Origin of the sequence: Limnobaculum zhutongyuii (assembly GCF_004295645.1) — a bacterium.
Taxonomy (GTDB): domain Bacteria; phylum Pseudomonadota; class Gammaproteobacteria; order Enterobacterales; family Enterobacteriaceae; genus Limnobaculum; species Limnobaculum zhutongyuii.
In genome coordinates this window covers 4,534,887-4,552,182 of record NZ_CP034752.1, presented here as the reverse complement: position 1 = coordinate 4,552,182, position 17,296 = coordinate 4,534,887, and the positions used below count along the sequence as shown (strand labels likewise).

At 43.3% G+C, this 17,296-nt stretch carries 15 protein-coding genes and 1 pseudogene; 14 read left to right on the top strand and 2 right to left on the bottom strand.

The window, feature by feature from the left end; all coding sequences use genetic code 11:
• The first annotated feature begins 131 nt into the window (after positions 1 to 131).
• Both EKN56_RS20470 and mdtD read left to right on the top strand, forming a co-directional pair.
• On the top strand, positions 132 to 851 hold the full coding sequence (locus tag EKN56_RS20470; protein ID WP_130593482.1) for a FadR/GntR family transcriptional regulator: 720 nt from the start codon (positions 132 to 134) through the stop codon (positions 849 to 851).
• Positions 852 to 854: 3 nt separating this feature from the next.
• On the top strand, positions 855 to 2,249 hold the full coding sequence (mdtD, locus tag EKN56_RS20465; protein ID WP_130593481.1) for a multidrug transporter subunit MdtD: 1,395 nt from the start codon (positions 855 to 857) through the stop codon (positions 2,247 to 2,249).
• Positions 2,250 to 2,458: 209 nt separating this feature from the next.
• Here the strand turns inward: mdtD and kup are convergent.
• A pseudogene (gene kup, locus EKN56_RS20460) lies at positions 2,459 to 4,314 on the bottom strand (low affinity potassium transporter Kup).
• A 212-nt stretch (positions 4,315 to 4,526) separates the two neighbouring features.
• Between kup and ravA the strand changes: the two are divergent.
• Positions 4,527 to 6,050: an ATPase RavA gene (gene ravA / locus EKN56_RS20455; RefSeq protein ID WP_130593480.1), complete on the top strand. Its 1,524-nt coding sequence runs from the start codon at positions 4,527 to 4,529 to the stop codon at positions 6,048 to 6,050.
• Positions 6,044 to 7,498, top strand: coding sequence for an ATPase RavA stimulator ViaA (gene viaA, locus EKN56_RS20450; protein WP_130593479.1), 1,455 nt, complete (start codon positions 6,044 to 6,046; stop codon positions 7,496 to 7,498). The genes ravA and viaA overlap by 7 nt, the downstream gene beginning before the upstream one ends.
• Here viaA and asnA read toward each other — a convergent pair whose 3' ends face one another.
• Positions 7,499 to 8,488 carry an aspartate--ammonia ligase gene (gene asnA / locus EKN56_RS20445; RefSeq protein WP_130593478.1) on the bottom strand — a complete coding sequence of 330 codons (990 nt, stop codon included), beginning with the start codon at positions 8,486 to 8,488 and terminating at the stop codon, positions 7,499 to 7,501.
• 154 nt (positions 8,489 to 8,642) lie between these two features.
• Here asnA and asnC point away from each other — a divergent pair, with 154 nt between their 5' ends.
• The 10 genes from asnC to atpA all read left to right on the top strand — a co-directional run bounded on the left by asnC (position 8,643) and on the right by atpA (position 17,281).
• Positions 8,643 to 9,104 (top strand): transcriptional regulator AsnC, encoded by a 462-nt coding sequence (asnC, locus tag EKN56_RS20440; protein ID WP_130593477.1) that lies wholly within the window; start codon positions 8,643 to 8,645, stop codon positions 9,102 to 9,104.
• A gap of 92 nt (positions 9,105 to 9,196) precedes the next feature.
• Positions 9,197 to 9,646, top strand: a complete 450-nt coding sequence (mioC, locus tag EKN56_RS20435) for an FMN-binding protein MioC (protein ID WP_130593476.1) — start codon at positions 9,197 to 9,199, stop codon at positions 9,644 to 9,646.
• 373 nt (positions 9,647 to 10,019) lie between these two features.
• A complete protein-coding gene (gene mnmG / locus EKN56_RS20430; protein WP_130593475.1) occupies positions 10,020 to 11,909 on the top strand; it encodes a tRNA uridine-5-carboxymethylaminomethyl(34) synthesis enzyme MnmG in 1,890 nt (629 codons plus the stop codon).
• A 48-nt stretch (positions 11,910 to 11,957) separates the two neighbouring features.
• On the top strand, positions 11,958 to 12,536 hold the full coding sequence (gene rsmG / locus EKN56_RS20425; RefSeq protein WP_407656566.1) for a 16S rRNA (guanine(527)-N(7))-methyltransferase RsmG: 579 nt from the start codon (positions 11,958 to 11,960) through the stop codon (positions 12,534 to 12,536).
• A 604-nt stretch (positions 12,537 to 13,140) separates the two neighbouring features.
• Complete coding sequence (gene atpI / locus EKN56_RS20420) at positions 13,141 to 13,524, top strand: F0F1 ATP synthase subunit I (RefSeq protein WP_130593473.1); 384 nt, start codon at positions 13,141 to 13,143, stop codon at positions 13,522 to 13,524.
• A gap of 25 nt (positions 13,525 to 13,549) precedes the next feature.
• A complete protein-coding gene (gene atpB / locus EKN56_RS20415) occupies positions 13,550 to 14,368 on the top strand; it encodes a F0F1 ATP synthase subunit A (RefSeq protein ID WP_130593472.1) in 819 nt (272 codons plus the stop codon).
• A gap of 47 nt (positions 14,369 to 14,415) precedes the next feature.
• Positions 14,416 to 14,655 (top strand): F0F1 ATP synthase subunit C, encoded by a 240-nt coding sequence (gene atpE, locus EKN56_RS20410; RefSeq protein WP_000429386.1) that lies wholly within the window; start codon positions 14,416 to 14,418, stop codon positions 14,653 to 14,655.
• A gap of 53 nt (positions 14,656 to 14,708) precedes the next feature.
• Complete coding sequence (gene atpF, locus EKN56_RS20405; RefSeq protein ID WP_108900913.1) at positions 14,709 to 15,179, top strand: F0F1 ATP synthase subunit B; 471 nt, start codon at positions 14,709 to 14,711, stop codon at positions 15,177 to 15,179.
• Between the two features lie 14 nt (positions 15,180 to 15,193).
• Positions 15,194 to 15,727 carry a F0F1 ATP synthase subunit delta gene (atpH, locus tag EKN56_RS20400; protein ID WP_130593471.1) on the top strand — a complete coding sequence of 178 codons (534 nt, stop codon included), beginning with the start codon at positions 15,194 to 15,196 and terminating at the stop codon, positions 15,725 to 15,727.
• A gap of 12 nt (positions 15,728 to 15,739) precedes the next feature.
• Positions 15,740 to 17,281 carry a F0F1 ATP synthase subunit alpha gene (gene atpA / locus EKN56_RS20395; protein ID WP_130593470.1) on the top strand — a complete coding sequence of 514 codons (1,542 nt, stop codon included), beginning with the start codon at positions 15,740 to 15,742 and terminating at the stop codon, positions 17,279 to 17,281.
• Positions 17,282 to 17,296: the final 15 nt, after the last annotated feature.

Genomic DNA, 17,296 nt, shown 5'->3' with positions numbered 1-17,296 from the left:
ATGGCGAAGAGTTTGTTATTTTATCTTTCTTTATGGGATAAAATGAGACGTTCCTCGTTGAATAACAACAAATAATAATTATTAAAAATCAAATAGTTTACTCTGATAACCTCGAAAGGATACTTAACATAATGCAATTTAATGTTCAGCAGCAGGCTGCCCATCGAAATCTGTCTTACCTGGTTGCAGAGAAGATAGCGCACCGCATTTTGTCTGGCGAATTTGCAACAGAAAGCATACTGCCAGGTGAAAATGAGCTCTGTGAAATATATAGCGTTAGCAGGACTGCCATCAGAGAAGCAGTAAAAATGCTCACCGCTAAAGGAATGTTACTTGCCCGACCGCGGATTGGTACGCGGGTTATGCCTAAGTATTACTGGAATTTTCTCGATCAGGATCTGCTTTCATGGTGGATTAGCAAAGATAATTTTTTTGAAGTCACCCAACACTTTGTGGTACTACGTCGGGCATTAGAGCCTCAGGCAGCCGCTCTGGCTGCAATCAACGCCAGCAATGAACAGCGTTATCAACTCTCCCTTCTCATGGCAGAAATGCGTTCATTACATAAAGATTTCGATGCTGAAAAATGGATACAAGTGGATATGGAATTCCATAAGCTTATCTACAATGCCAGCTGCAATCCGCTTTTAACTTCTTTCTCCAGCCTGTTCAGTTCGGTGTATCAAACCTACTTCCGGTCAGTTACCAATAATGAAGTTATCAAGCTGGAACATCATCAATCCATCGTTGATGCTATTCTAAAAAAGGACAGTGCAGAAGCACTTAAGGCCACACAGGAATTATTAGAAAAGGATATTAAGATCTATAATATTGAATCAACAGCAGGATAATGAATGACTCAATCAGCACGTAGTGTAGCGGGTCTCCCCTGGATTGCCGCTACTGCGTTCTTCATGCAAGCTCTGGATGCCACCATATTAAATACGGCAATTCCAGCCATAGCTAAAAGTCTTAATCATTCCCCTCTGGCAATGCAGTCAGCCATTATTAGTTATACGCTCACCGTTGCCATGTTGATTCCCATTAGCGGTTGGCTAGCCGATCGCTTTGGTACCCGCAAAGTTTTCATGATTTCTGTTTTATTGTTTGTGCTTGGTTCATTGTCTTGTGCCCTTTCGCATTCACTCTCAATGCTGGTCATTTCGCGAATTATTCAGGGTGTGGGTGGGGCTATGATGATGCCCGTTGCCCGCCTTGCACTGTTAAGAGCTTATCCACGCAGTGAACTGTTACCGGTATTAAACTTTGTCACCATACCCGGATTGATTGGTCCCATTGTTGGCCCATTACTGGGGGGATGGTTAGTCACCTACGCCACCTGGCACTGGATATTCCTGATAAATATCCCTATCGGATTAATAGGAATGTTCTACGCCCGTAAATATATGCCTGACTTTACCGTTCCTGGCCGTAAATTCGACATCCTGGGCTTTCTGCTATTTGGTTTAAGCCTGGTGATGTTACTCAGTGGATTATCACTGTTTAGCGAACGTATTGTTTCAACACAGTTAGCCATACTTATCTTTATTTCTGGGATAATTTTACTTTTTCTGTACGTGTGGCATGCGCTTAGATACCGGTACCCGCTGTTTCATTTATCATTATTTAAAATCCGAACTTTCTCTGTGGGTATTCTCGGCAGCATCGTTTCACGTCTGGGAACCGGAAGTGTCCCTTTCCTGATGCCGCTAATGCTACAAATAGGGTTTGGTTATTCAGCGCTGATAGCGGGTTGTATGATGGCACCAACCGCCATTGGCTCATTGCTGGCTAAATCGATAGTCACAAAAGTGCTTAATAAGTTTGGTTACCGTAATACTCTGATTGGCGTGACTCTGTTAATTGGCGCAATGATCTCTCAATTCTCCTTACAAGACCCGGCAGAACCGCTCTGGATGTTGATCGTCCCACTATTTCTGATGGGAATGGTGATGTCTATACAATTCACCGCCATGAATACCATCACTCTGGGTGACTTAACCGACAAAACCGCCAGTTCCGGCAATAGCCTGATGGCAGTAACCCAACAGCTATCCATTAGCTTTGGTGTCGCCGTCAGTGCAACGGTACTTCACGCTTACGAAACCTTCTCTAACGGAAACACCATCGACCACTTCCACTACACCTTCATCACCATGGGCGTTATCACCTTCTTATCCTCGCTAGTATTCATCATGCTAAAACCTGGCGATGGAGATAATTTGATAACGGGTAGAAGAACTAAATAAGTTATGTGTTAACAAAGTTAATCGTCGGGAGAGACCGCTGTTGGGGTCGACTTGGCGTAAGCCAACGAAGTGCCCCTAAGCGGGCTAGGCCCGACACACTCCGGGCTTAAGTACTGACGGTCTTCCGGCCGAGCGCTATGCCAATATACGCAATAGTGCTTTTACGGCCGGAATATTCACAGCATCTAACTTAAAACAACAATAAAAAACTATATATCTATCTGCGTCCCCAACTCAATCACCCTGTTCGGCGGTATCTTAAACTGGTCCGGAGCCCGCAGCGCATTACGATTAAGCGCCAGAAACAGCTGCCCTCTGATTTTTAAATACCACGGACGTTTGCTCAATTTCACCGATTCATGAGAAAGGAAGAAGGAAGTTTCTTCCATGCTAAACGATAGCCCTTCCAGGCCACACAGATAAAAGATGTTTTCAACATTTGGTGTTTCTTTATAGCCATAACTGGATACAACGCGCCAAAACGACGGTGAAAGCTGCTCGATAGTCACCCGCTGAACGTTATGTACATAAGGCGTATCAACCGTTTTTATCGTCATAAGAATGACTCTCTCATGCAACACTTTGTTATGGGTTAAATTATGCAGCAAAGAGAATGGGATCACGTTGGTTGTACGGATCATAAACACTGCGGTTCCCTTAACCCGGGTAGGCGGATTCTTTTCCAGCGAAGCAATCAGCGCTTCCAGAGAGTTGCCATGCTCATGTAAACGACGCAGCAACCGGAATCGTTCGCTTTTCCAGGAAGTCATCACAATAAACATACACAGCCCCAGCAACAACGGTAACCAACTGCCGGAGAACACCTTAACGGCGTTAGCTGAGAACAATGGAATATCAACGCACAGTAAAACTGCCAGAATAGTTACAGTCGCAATACGCGGCCAGTGCCAGTTTTGATTAGCCACGATACAAGAAAGAATTGAGGTAATTACCATGGTTCCGGTGACGGCGATACCATAAGCAGCAGCAAGATTACTGGAGTGTTTGAACGTCACAATTACCAATACCACAGCGATATATAACAGCCAATTAATCACCGGAATATAGATTTGCCCCGCTTCCATATCAGAGGTATGCAAAATCTTCATCGGTGGCAAATAGCCTAAATGCACTGCTTGCCGGGTAAGCGAGAATACGCCTGAGAGGCAATAACCGTAGCTAACGCAGCTAAAATCAACAGTGGAATTAACGCCCAATCCGGAGCCAGCAGGAAAAAAGGGTTCTTTATCGCTTCCGGACTTCTTAACAACAGAGCACCCTGACCAAAGTAGTTCAGAACCAGACAAGGCAATACTACGGTAAACTAGGCATAACGAATTGGCATTTTGCCAAAGTGCCCCATATCCGCATACAACGCTTCCACACCAGTAATAGCCAGAACGACAGCCCCAAGGGCAAAAAACGATAACGCCTTATATTCAAGGAAGAAGCCGATGGCCCAGGAAGGATTTAATGCATATAACACTTCCGGACTGGCTATGATGCTGCGAACACCTAATAAACCAATAACAAAAAACCAAAGCAGCATAACCGGAGCAAATACTTTACTAACCCCACCGGTTCCATGCTTCTGGATACAGAATAAAATGGTTAAAACCACTACCGCACAGGGGACAATATAAGCATCAAGCGAAGGTGCCAGAATTTCTAACCCTTCCAGCGCTGACATCACGGAAACCGCCGGCGTAATCACCACTTCACCATAAAAGAAGCTGCCGCCAATCAAGCCGATAATCACCACAAATGCGGTTTTTTTATCACTGGCATATCTACCTGCCAGAGACATTAACGTCAGAATCCCACCTTCACCGGCGTTATCAGCCCGCATAACAAAGCTCAGGTATTTAAGGGATACCACTAAAATAAGCATCCAGAAAATTAATGACAGGAAACCAAAAATAACATCCGGTTCAACGCTAAATCCATAATAGCCCGAGAAACATTCCCTTAAGGTATAAAGAGGACTGGTACCAATATCACCATAAACCACACCAATCGTAGCTAACATGGTTGCCGGCAACGAGCGTTTATTATCTGTACTCATAAGTGCTTCTTGTTTCCGCGTTTTTATACGGTGGTTGGAGAACCAAAGGCATAATGACAAATATCTGCTTTATATAAAGCAGATACCAATAATATATTTCATAACGACTTTTAATTTTCCCTGATAGCTCTATTTTAGTTGGAAAGTAAAAGTATTACTAATCATTGATCTGCTATAATTTTTTAACTAATTATTATTCAGTTGCTCTCATCATGCTTAAATCTAAATACCTGTCAGAACGAATAACTCGTTTAAGCAGTATCCTTGAAACCGATCTTTATGAACGCCAACATGTCATAAGACTTTGTCTGTTAGCCGCGCTCTGCGGGGAAAGTGTTTTCCTGCTGGGGCCTCCGGGTATTGCCAAAAGCATGATAGCTCGCCGATTAAAATACTCATTTAAACAGGCTAATGCTTTTGAATATTTGATGACGCGTTTTTCAACGCCGGAAGAAGTATTTGGACCATTATCTATTCAGGCATTAAAAGAAGACGGTCGATATATTAGATTAACTAAAAACTATCTACCTGAAGCGGAAATAGTTTTTTTAGATGAAATATGGAAAGCAGGCCCAGCTATTCTAAATACATTGCTAACGGCAATAAATGAAAGACATTTTCGCAATGGTGATACCGAAATTGCCATGCCATTACGATTATTGGTTACCGCTTCTAATGAACTGCCTGAAGAAGACAATAGCCTTGAAGCACTGTATGACCGGATGTTAATTCGTTTATCGCTAAATAATATTCAGGATAAAACTAACTTCTTATCGATGATTAATCATCAAAGCAGTGAAAAGCTTAATTCTGCTATTGAATCATTAAGTATCAGTGATGAAGAGTATGTTGAGTGGCAGCAACAAATTAATCAGGTAAAGTTACCTGATGAGGTATTTGAACTTATCTATTCGCTGCGTCAAAATCTTAATGCATTGAATAATGGTCCTTATATATCAGACCGTCGTTGGAAAAAAGCTATCCGGCTATTACAGGCCAGCGCATTTTTTAGTGACAGAGATGCGATAAGCCCTGTCGATCTTATCTTATTAAAAGATTGCCTGTGGCACGATATTAATTCTTTATCGCTGGTAGAACATCAAATTGAACTGTTAATGACTGAAAAAGCATTTCAACAACAAAGTATTACATTACAAATTCAACAAATTAATGCTGACTGGTTAAAATACAAACAACAACAATCCAATCAGTTATCTTTAAAGTTAGAGCGTAAAACAACCCTGTTTAACCGTAAACAAACCTATGTATTACCAGCAAATATTACCGACCCTAAAATAACGCTATTATTACAAACGCCGTTAAAATTACACGGTATTGAAGTAACGCATATTGTTATTGAAAAACAGCAAATTGAATTATGGTTAACCAAAGGTGAATCACCAAAAGGTAAACTTAACGGCATTGGTTTTTCACAATCTTTGGATATGACCGTCGATGATAATTTACAACTTATTATTCGGGATTTAAGTTTATCCCCTTCTATTCTGTCACTGTCAGACAAAAACTTTCATATCCAACCAACCGAAGAGTTAGTTCAACGGTTAGAAAATGCTCAATCCAGGTTGAACCAGCAACGTAAATATTTTACTGATGCTCAACCCTGTCTGTTTATTAATAAGCAGTGGCTGGAAAAAATTGAAGCCAGTCTGTTTGTGGTACATGAAGAGATCAGCAAACAAAAACAGCGTTTTTCCGGGGCTGAACCGTCATTATGAGCCTGCAAACTATCGAGTTATTACTTTCTATCAGTGAAAGCGAAATAATCGAAGAATTGCTTATAGGTCTGTTGGCTGCGCCTCAGTTGGCTATCTTTTTTGAAAAGTATCCCAAAATCAGAAATGCTTTTAATAAAGAAATTGCAGGTTGGAAGATAAAACTTCAGGATAAGTTGCAGCAATCTGAAGTGCCTGCGGCTATTTATGCAGAATTTACACTCTATAAACAAAGTATCTCTTCAGAAAACACGCTGTTTTTTGAACAGTTGGATAGTGTTATTCAACAGCTTGAAGAACTCCATTCCCCTTTTTTTGACAGGGCTAAAAAGCTTTCAGCCACTGCAGAGCATCGCAATGAGAGTTTTCGCAGCCTGTTTCTACATCAGTGGCGAAAAAGCCTTTCAGTTCAGGTTACCACATTACATAAATCACTGATTGAAGGTGACTGGGAACAGTTAATCTCTCAGCTTCAGGATCGTCTGGCCATTAACAGCGCGCTGGAACCCTTTTTGGTGGAAAACGATCGGAGTTCTGGTCACCTGTGGGACATGAGCCGTGGAGAGAAATACCGTTCTGACTGCAACACACTCATTGAATACGGTAAGTTTCTGGCACAACAACCTGAATTACAAAAGCTGGCTGAACAATTAGGCAGAAGTTACCAACCTACTTCTGTCGATCGTAAAGATACTCAATATGAAAAGTATCGCGTCATGGTCAGAGAACCGGCAACGCTGCCAGAAAGCGTTAATGGCATCTTCCAAAGTAGCGATATCGTCAGAATGCTACCTACTGAAATGGTGCTGTTGAATATTGATGAGCTGGAAATAGAATTTTACCGGCGTTTTTTAGAACAACAGCTGCTGACCTATCAGCTAAAAGGCGATGTCTGGCGCGAACAGGTAAAAGTAAGAGCTATTTCTAAAACCGTTAATGAGCAGCTCCCCAGAGGGCCATTTATCGTTTGTGTTGATACATCAGGATCGATGGGTGGCTTTAACGAACAATGTGCTAAAGCATTTTGTCTGGCGTTATTACGCATAGCCATGGCTGACAATCGACGCTGCTATATTTTACTTTTCTCTACCGAAGTGGTGCATTACGAGCTGACATCATCAACGGGTATCAGTGAAGCCATTCGTTTTCTAAGCCAGCGCTTTAGAGGTGGTACCGATCTGGCAGCCTGCTTATCCGAAACGGTAGAAAAGCTAAACCAGCAAGATTGGATTGATGCCGATGTGGTGATCGTCTCTGATTTTATTGCCCAACGTTTACCAGAAAGTTTAATCAGTCAGATAAAAAATAAACAAAAAAAACATAACCACCGTTTTCACGCGGTGGCTATGTCTAAACATGGTAAACCAAACATAATGAAAATATTCGATCACGTCTGGCGCTTTGATACCGGACTTGGCCAGCGGTTACGTCGCCGCTGGCGTGCAGGCTAATTACAGCATGCAGTCTACGCTTTCACGCAGTTCTGGCGTCCATACACCACACTGTACCTGACCAATGTGCTTTTGTTGCAGCAGCAGCATAACCACGCGGGACTGACCAATACCACCACCGATGGTTTGTGGCATTTCTCCACGTAATAACGCCTGATGCCATTCCAGAGCCAGACGGCCTTCATCGTTGGTTAATGCCAACTGACGCTTCAGGGTTTCTGAATCCACACGGATCCCCATAGAAGAGAGTTCAAATGCATCTTCCAGTACCGGGTTCCAGACTAAAATATCCCCGTTCAGGCCTTCCCCATCAGCGCCTGGCGTTGTCCAGTCATCATAATCTGGTGCACGCATATCATGTGCTTCACCGTGAGATAACTTACCGCCAATACCAATCAGGAAAACCGCGCCAAATTCTTTCGCAATTGCACGTTCACGCCCTTTAGCATCCAGATCCGGATAACGCTGTAACAGTTCTTCACTGTGAATAAACTTAATTTCAGCCGGCAGGAAAGGTTTATAACCAAACTCCTTCGCTACAGCAGCTTCAGTTTCTTTAATTGCTGAGTAAATAGAGCGAACTGTTTGCTTCAGGTAATCCGTATTACGCTCAGAATCAGACATCACACGCTCCCAATCCCACTGATCCACATACACAGAATGGATTGGACTCAGGCGATCTTCATCAGGACGCAGGGCTTTCATGTTGGTGTAGATACCTTCACCAGGCACAAAACCAAAACGACCCAGCGTTTGACGTTTCCATTTAGCCAGTGAGTGAACCACTTCAAAGGTAGCGCCTGGAATGGCTTTCACTTTTACCTGAACCGCTTTTTCACAGCCGGACAGGTTGTCCTGAGTACCGTCACCAACGCGGCTTAATATCGGCGCCTGAATCTCAACCAGACCAAGCTTTTGCTCTAACTGGCGAGAAAGGAAAGATTTAACAAAGGTGATTTGTTGCTGTTTTTGAATAAAGGACTTTTTCATTGTGGTTATCTCAATACTGTGATGTCGTTGATGAGTATTAAGCAACAGAATGACACCTAAATTCAATATTCATTAATAAATATAGCTATAGTAGTTTCAATTATTCATTTTTAAAGCTAATTTAATAACAATTCAATAAAAAAGAGAGTTAAAAATGGCCGATAATTACCAGATCGATAATTTAGACCGCAGCATACTGAACGAATTAATGAAAAATGCCCGGGTTCCTTATGCTGAATTGGCAAAAAATTTCAACGTTAGCCCGGGAACCATTCACGTACGAGTGGAAAAAATGAAACAGTCAGGGATCATTTTAGGAACTCAGGTTGAGATCAGTCCAAAGCAGTTGGGTTATGACGTTTGCTGCTTTATTGGCATTATTTTAAAGAGTGCCAAAGATTATCCATCCGCCCTGGCCAAACTTGAAAACCTGGAAGAAGTGGTTGAAGCCTATTACACCACTGGTCATTACAGCATTTTTATTAAAGTCATGACTAAATCTATCGATGGATTACAGCAGGTACTTATCAACAAGATCCAGACTATCGATGAAATTCAATCGACAGAGACGCTAATCTCCCTTCAGAACCCGATTATGAGGACTATCAGACCATAAGCACTATTTTATTATACCCACATTATCCACAGGTAGATCCCAGCTGTTTCACAGCGTACAATACGCACGAAATTGAATAATTAAGGATGGGTATGCCTGATATAACGCTGATTAGCGGCAGTACTTTAGGTAGTGCTGAATATGTTGCTGAGCATCTGGAAGAAAAACTGACGGAAGCAGGTTTTACGACAGAAGTCCTGCATGGTGCTGAACTGGATGAATTAACCCCCGAAGGCATCTGGTTAATAGTGACATCAACCCATGGTGCAGGTGAAATACCCGATAACCTACAGCCTCTGTTTGAACAAATAGAACAGCAGAAGCCGGATCTTACTCAAGTCAGATTTGGTGCTGTTGGTTTAGGCAGTAAAGAATATGACACTTTCTGTGGCGGTATTAAAACTGCAGATCGTATTTTGCAGGATCGTGGCGCAAAACGGATCGGCGATCGACTGGAAATTGACGTCACTGAACATGAAATTCCGGAGGATCCAGCAGGAATTTGGATCGAAAGCTGGATTAATTTAGTCAAAAACGATTAAATAATGCGCGGTCAGTTGTGTATAAGTATAGTTAAAAGCAGCTGTTAACCTGTAGTTATCCAACTAACAACTTGAATGGTAGGTTGTGCTTGTGGATAACTACCACTATTATGCTCAGCTTATACTGTTCAGGATCACCGATCATCCACAGTAAAAGGATCCATTTAATAAATTGATCCCAAAGACGAATTATTGCTTATCCACAACATCAGAGGATCCTAGTAGTAGATCCAATAAGAAGATCTCTAAATAAAAAGATCTTTCTTTAATTAACCAAGATCCAAGCCAGTTGGACTAAGCTTTAAACTCAAGTAGAATCGCTGACTCAAGATCATTTATATTCGATCGTCCGAACATCCCGAGGTGTAATACCATGTTTTATCCAGATTCCTTTGACGTCATCGTTGTTGGTGGTGGTCATGCCGGAACTGAAGCCGCTATGGCTGCTGCTCGTATGGGGCAACAAACACTTTTATTAACCCATAACATCGACACGCTGGGGCTAATGTCTTGCAACCCAGCCATCGGTGGTATTGGTAAAGGTCATCTGGTTAAAGAAGTGGATGCTTTAGGCGGATTAATGGCTCATGCTATTGATAAAGCAGGGATTCAATTCAGAATTTTAAATGCCAGTAAAGGCCCGGCAGTAAGAGCAACCAGAGCTCAGGCAGATCGTGCTTTGTACAAACAGGCAGTAAGATCCGCACTGGAAAACCAGCCAAATCTGATGATCTTCCAACAGCCAGCAGAAGATCTCATCGTTGAAAACGATAAAGTCACCGGCGTGGTGACTAAAATGGGTTTAAAATTCAGGGCTAAAGCTGTTGTACTGACAGTGGGAACTTTTCTGGATGGTAAAATTCACATTGGACTTGAAAATTACAGCGGTGGCAGAGCAGGCGATCCGCCTTCCATTGGCTTATCTCAACGTCTGCGTGAACTTCCTCTGCGGGTAAGCCGGTTAAAAACCGGAACACCACCAAGAATCGATGCCAGAACTATCAATTTTGATATTCTGCAGCAACAGCATGGTGATACTCCACTACCGGTATTCTCGTTTATGGGAAATGCCAGTGAGCACCCAACACAGATCCCGTGTTATATCACCTATACCAATGAACAAACCCATGATGTGATCCGTAATAATTTGGATCGTAGCCCAATGTATACCGGGATCATCGAAGGGATCGGGCCGCGTTATTGCCCTTCTATCGAAGATAAAGTGATGCGTTTTGCCGATCGTAACGCTCACCAGATCTTCCTGGAACCTGAAGGCTTAACCAGCAATGAAGTTTACCCTAACGGGATCTCAACCAGTTTACCGTTTGATGTCCAGATGAAGATCGTTAGATCCATGGTGGGTATGGAGAACGCAACGATCGTTCGTCCTGGTTATGCTATCGAGTATGATTTCTTCGATCCGCGGGATCTCAAACCAACGCTGGAAAGTAAATTTATTCAGGGCCTGTTTTTTGCCGGTCAGATTAACGGCACAACCGGTTATGAAGAAGCTGCGGCTCAGGGGCTACTTGCAGGCCTTAATGCGGGTCGTTTCTCATCAGAGAAGGAAGGATGGTCACCACGTCGCGATCAGGCTTATATTGGTGTTCTGGTTGACGATTTATGCACTCTCGGTACCAAAGAACCTTACCGTATGTTTACCTCAAGGGCGGAATATCGCCTGATGCTGCGTGAAGACAATGCGGATCTACGCTTAACTGAAATCGGACGGGAAATGGGTCTGGTTGACGATCAACGTTGGGAACACTTCGTTACTAAGCAAGAGAGCATTGAACAAGAACGTCAGCGTCTGAGAAGCATTCTGGTCCATCCAAATATGGATCGGGTTGAAGAGATTAATGGCTTACTTAAATCACCGTTGTCTAAAGAAGCTACCGGTGAAGAGCTGTTAAAACGCCCTGAAGTTGATTATGCAACGCTGTCTACCTTGTCACTGTTTGCACCGGGATTATCCGATGAGCAAGCCGCTGAACAGGTAGAAATTCAGGTTAAATACGAAGGCTATATCGCTCGTCAGCAGGGAGAAATAGAAAAACACCTGCGCAATGAAAATGCGATCCTGCCGCCGGATCTGGACTATCGTCAGGTTCCCGGGCTATCTAACGAAGTGAGTATCAAGCTTAACGATCACAAACCAAGTTCTATTGGTCAGGCATCACGCATTTCTGGTATTACACCGGCTGCTATTTCCATCTTGCTGATTTGGCTAAAAAAACAAGGTATGCTGCGTCGTAGCGCTTAAGGATAAGTTTTGCAAAATCAATTTGATAAGCTGCTTAAAGCAGCAGGAATGGAACTGACTCAGCTTCAGAAAGATCAACTTCTGGGCTATGTGGCCTTATTGCACAAATGGAATAAGGCTTACAACCTCACTTCTGTCAGGGATCCTCAACAGATGCTGATCCGCCATATCATGGACAGCATCGTGGTTAACCCCCATCTTCAGGGCGAGTGTTTTATTGATGTGGGAACCGGACCAGGCTTGCCCGGAATTCCATTAGCTATCGTTCGCCCTGATGCTCAATTTACGCTGCTGGATAGCTTAGGTAAGCGTATTCGCTTTATTCGTCAGGTGATGCATGAACTGAATATTACCAACGTCACACCCGTTCAGAGCCGTGTGGGGGAGTATTCCATACCGCAAGGGTTTGATGGCGTCATCAGCCGGGCTTTTGCTTCGCTTCAGGACATGCTGGAGTGGTGTCACCACTTACCATCAAAAGAGCATGGCAAATTTTATGCACTAAAAGGGATTATCTCTGAAGAAGAGTTGTCACAGGTACCCGCAGGCTTTCATGTGCAAGAAATCGTTGCTTTAGATGTACCTGAACTGGATGGAGAACGCCATTTAGTTATCATTAGTGGCTAAATGTTAATCACTCAAATTAAATATTTATGCTTTTAATGAGTAAAACGTGCTCTTGTATATTTATTTTAAAAGATAAAATTAATTTACATAACTAAGAGTATTGCAAGTTTGAAGACCCTGTTTTTTAACATATTTCTTGCAACTATTTATCCACCTTTCTAATATGTTTCCATTGTGTTTGTTATCAGAAAGACAAAAACAGGGGATTTGACCATTATGGTCATTAAATTTTTGTTGAATCCTTTCAGGTCTTTGATTTTATATAAAATCAATAATAATTAGTAAGATATGTGATATTTAATTAAGTTGGGAAACTAAAATTATTTATGTGATTAGCTTCACAAAAGGATAATTAATCAAAACATATTTAACATTATTAGTAATAATAGGCCGCGCTTTCGTTAAAAATGCCAAAAAGTGAACATTTGGGAATTTAATCATTTGTTCACTTTTTTGTTACTTAAATATAGAATCAACCGCGTTTGTCCGTATAATCCACTGGTTTTTTCCGGCTTGACTCTGGTCGATAAAGACAGTTTTATACACTACTCGGTTTCTACTTTTTTAGTAGAGAGAAAGCTAACGCTCAAAGAGAGTATATGCCATGTCTGTAGCGCTCTATGATTCAGTCACAGCCCGCAGACTTTTGTTAGCACAATTTGCCATTGTTATTATACTTAGCGTGGTTTTTTGTCTTAGCAGCCAAAAATGGGCTATTTCTGCTTTTTTGGGTGGTTTATCCGGATGTTTGCCTAACGCGGTGTTTTTATTGTTAACATGGCGGCATCAGGATAGCGATCGGGCTCAGGGTAAACTGGCCTGGTCATTTTTTATCGGTGAGATAGTAAAAATTATTTTGACCATCGCGCTGCTTGTTATCGCGTTGGTTGTGTTTAAGGCGGCGTTTTTGCCTCTTTGCGTGACTTATTTGGCTGTGTTGATAGTGCAAGTAGTGGCGCCGGCTATAATAAATATTTTTCGTAACTAATTGATAATAAAGAGTGAGAGGCATCATGTCTGCATCAGGGGAAATCTCTACTCCACAGGAATATATCGGCCACCATTTGAATAACCTTCAAATGGATCTGCGTACGATGGAGCTCGTTAAGCATGGTGATACGCCAGGCTTTTGGGCGATTAACATCGACTCGATGTTTTTCTCCATTGTTCTTGGGGTACTGTTTCTGTTTATTTTCCGCCGTGTTGCGGTTAAGGCCAGCAGCGGTGTTCCAGGTAAACTTCAGTGTGCGGTTGAGCTGATTATTGATTTTGTTAATGGTACGGTTAAAGACATGTACCACGGCAAAAGTAAGCTGATTGCTCCACTGGCGCTTACCGTATTCGTCTGGGTTTTCCTGATGAATACCATGGATTTATTGCCAATAGATTTACTTCCTTACATCGGAGAACACGTTCTTGGTTTACCTGCTTTACGCGTGGTACCAACTGCGGACGTGAGCGTTACTCTCTCAATGGCGCTGGGCGTATTCATTCTGATTCTGTTCTACAGCATCAAGATGAAAGGCGTATCGGGTTTTGTTAAAGAACTAACCATGCAGCCGTTCAATCACTGGGCGTTTATTCCAGTTAACCTAATTTTGGAAGGCGTTAGCTTGCTGTCCAAACCTGTTTCCCTCGGTCTGCGACTGTTTGGAAACATGTATGCGGGTGAGTTAATTTTCATCCTAATTGCTGGTCTGCTTCCTTGGTGGTCACAGTGGTTACTTAATGTCCCATGGGCAATATTCCACATACTGATCATTACGTTACAGGCCTTTATCTTTATGGTTCTGACGATTGTCTATCTGTCGATGGCTTCTGAAGAACATTAATATTAACAACCCTGCTAAGTTTTAACTGAAATAAACTGGAGACTGTCATGGAAAACCTAAACATGGATCTGCTGTACATGGCTGCTGCTGTAATGATGGGCCTTGCAGCGATCGGTGCTGCTATTGGTATCGGCATTTTGGGTGGTAAATTCCTGGAAGGTGCTGCTCGCCAACCAGATCTTATCCCATTATTACGTACACAGTTCTTCATCGTTATGGGTCTGGTTGACGCCATTCCGATGATCGCTGTTGGTCTGGGCCTGTATGTCATGTTCGCCGTTGCGTAACATTGCACATTGAAACCACACCAAACTGTTAAATTAACAAGAGGCATTGTGCTGTGAATATTAATGCAACAATCCTCGGCCAGGCGATAGCGTTTGTCCTGTTTGTCTGGTTCTGTATGAGGTTCGTATGGCCGCCGATTATATCTGCCATCGAAAAACGTCAAAAAGAGATTGCTGACGGTTTAGCTTCTGCAGAACGAGCTAAAAAAGATTTGGATTTAGCGCAAGCCAATGTGACCGATCAGTTAGCTCAAGCTAAAGCTGACGCTCAGGTAATTATTGAGCAGGCAAATAAGCGTAAGGCTCAAATAGTCGACGAAGCTAAAGTTGAAGCTGAACAAGAACGCTCTCGTATTCTTGCTCAGGCTCAGGCTGAAATAGACGCAGAACGCAAAAGAGCGCGTGAAGAATTGCGTAAGCAAGTGGCTATGCTGGCGATTGCTGGTGCTGAGAAAATTATCGAACGTTCCGTGGATGAAGCTGCTAATAGCGACATCGTTGATAAACTGGTCGCTGAACTGTAAGGAGGGAGGGGCAGATGTCTGAATTTATTACTGTAGCTCGCCCCTACGCCAAAGCAGCTTTTGACTTTGCCGTTGAGCAGAACGACCTGGATAACTGGCAACAAATGCTGACATTTGCTGCTGAAGTTAGCCGTAATGAGCAAGTTGCTGATTTGCTGTCCGGGGCTTTGGCGCCGGAACATTTAGCCAGCACGTTTATTACCATTTGTGGTGAACAGCTCAACGAAAGTGGTCAAAACCTGATAAAGGTCATGGCCGAAAATGGACGTTTAATCGTGCTTCCTGACGTGTTAGAACAGTTTATTCAATTGCGTTCAGAGCAGGAGTCAACCATTGAAGTGGATGTTACTGCCGCTGCTCCATTGAATGATGCCCAGTTGGCAAAAATTGCCACCGCGATGGAAAAACGTTTGTCACGCAAAGTTAAGCTAAATTGCAAAATTGATAAGTCTGTTATAGCCGGTTTTGTCATCCATGCGGGTGACATGGTGATAGACGACAGTATACGTGGTCGTCTTGAACGTCTAACAGACGTCTTGCAGTCTTAAGGGGACTGGAGCATGCAACTGAATTCCACAGAAATCAGCGAACTGATCAAGCAACGCATTGCTCAGTTCAATGTTGTGAGTGAAGCTCACAACGAAGGTACTATTGTTTCCGTCAGTGACGGAATTATCCGTATTCACGGTTTAGCCGATGTAATGCAGGGCGAGATGATCGCGCTGCCAGGTAGCCGCTATGCGATTGCACTTAACCTTGAACGTGACTCCGTTGGTGCGGTAGTTATGGGTCCATACACTGACCTTGCAGAAGGCATGAAAGTTAAGTGTACTGGCCGTATTCTTGAGGTTCCGGTCGGTCGTGGTCTGCTTGGTCGTGTTGTTAACACCCTGGGTGCACCAATCGACGGTAAAGGTCCGGTTGAGCATGATGGTTTCTCTGCTGTTGAAGCTATCGCTCCGGGCGTTATCGAGCGTCAATCGGTAGACCAGCCGGTTCAGACCGGTTATAAGTCTGTTGACTCCATGATTCCAATCGGCCGTGGTCAGCGTGAGCTGATTATCGGTGACCGTCAGACCGGTAAAACTGCTCTGGCGATCGATGCCATCATCAACCAGCGTGATTCTGGTATTAAATGTATTTATGTGGCTATCGGCCAGAAAGCTTCAACTATCGCCAACGTAGTGCGTAAGTTAGAAGAACATAATGCATTAGCCAACACTATCGTTGTGGTTGCTTCAGCATCTGAATCTGCCGCACTGCAATATCTGGCTCCATACGCCGGATGTGCAATGGGTGAATATTTCCGCGATCGCGGTGAAGATGCTCTGATTATTTATGATGACTTGTCTAAGCAGGCTGTTGCATATCGTCAGATCTCTCTACTGCTGCGTCGTCCACCAGGTCGTGAAGCATTCCCTGGTGACGTATTCTATCTCCACTCTCGTTTACTGGAGCGTGCTGCTCGCGTTAACGAAGACTACGTTGAAGCCTTTACCAAAGGCGAAGTGAAAGGTAAAACCGGTTCATTGACCGCGTTACCGATCATCGAAACTCAGGCGGGTGACGTTTCTGCGTTCGTTCCGACTAACGTAATCTCCATTACCGATGGCCAGATCTTCCTGGAATCTAACCTGTTTAACGCGGGTATTCGCCCGGCGGTTAACCCAGGTATTTCCGTATCGCGGGTTGGTGGTGCAGCACAGACTAAAATCATGAAGAAACTGTCCGGTGGTATCCGTACCGCTCTGGCACAGTATCGTGAGCTGGCAGCATTCTCCCAGTTCGCTTCTGATTTGGACGATGCAACACGTAAACAGTTGAGCCATGGTCAGAAAGTTACCGAATTACTGAAACAGAAACAGTATGACCCTATGTCAGTTGCTAACCAGTCTCTGGTGCTTTTCGCAGCTGAACGTGGTTATCTGGAAGATGTTACGTTAGAGAAGGTTGGTAGCTTTGAAGCGGCTTTATTAGCCTATGCCGAGCGTGACCACGCTGAGCTTTTACAGAAAATCAACCAAACCGGTGGTTACAATGATGAGATCGAGGCAGGCTTTAAAGCCATTCTCGATACCTTCAAGGCAACCCAGTCTTGGTAATACCAAACGGCCTTC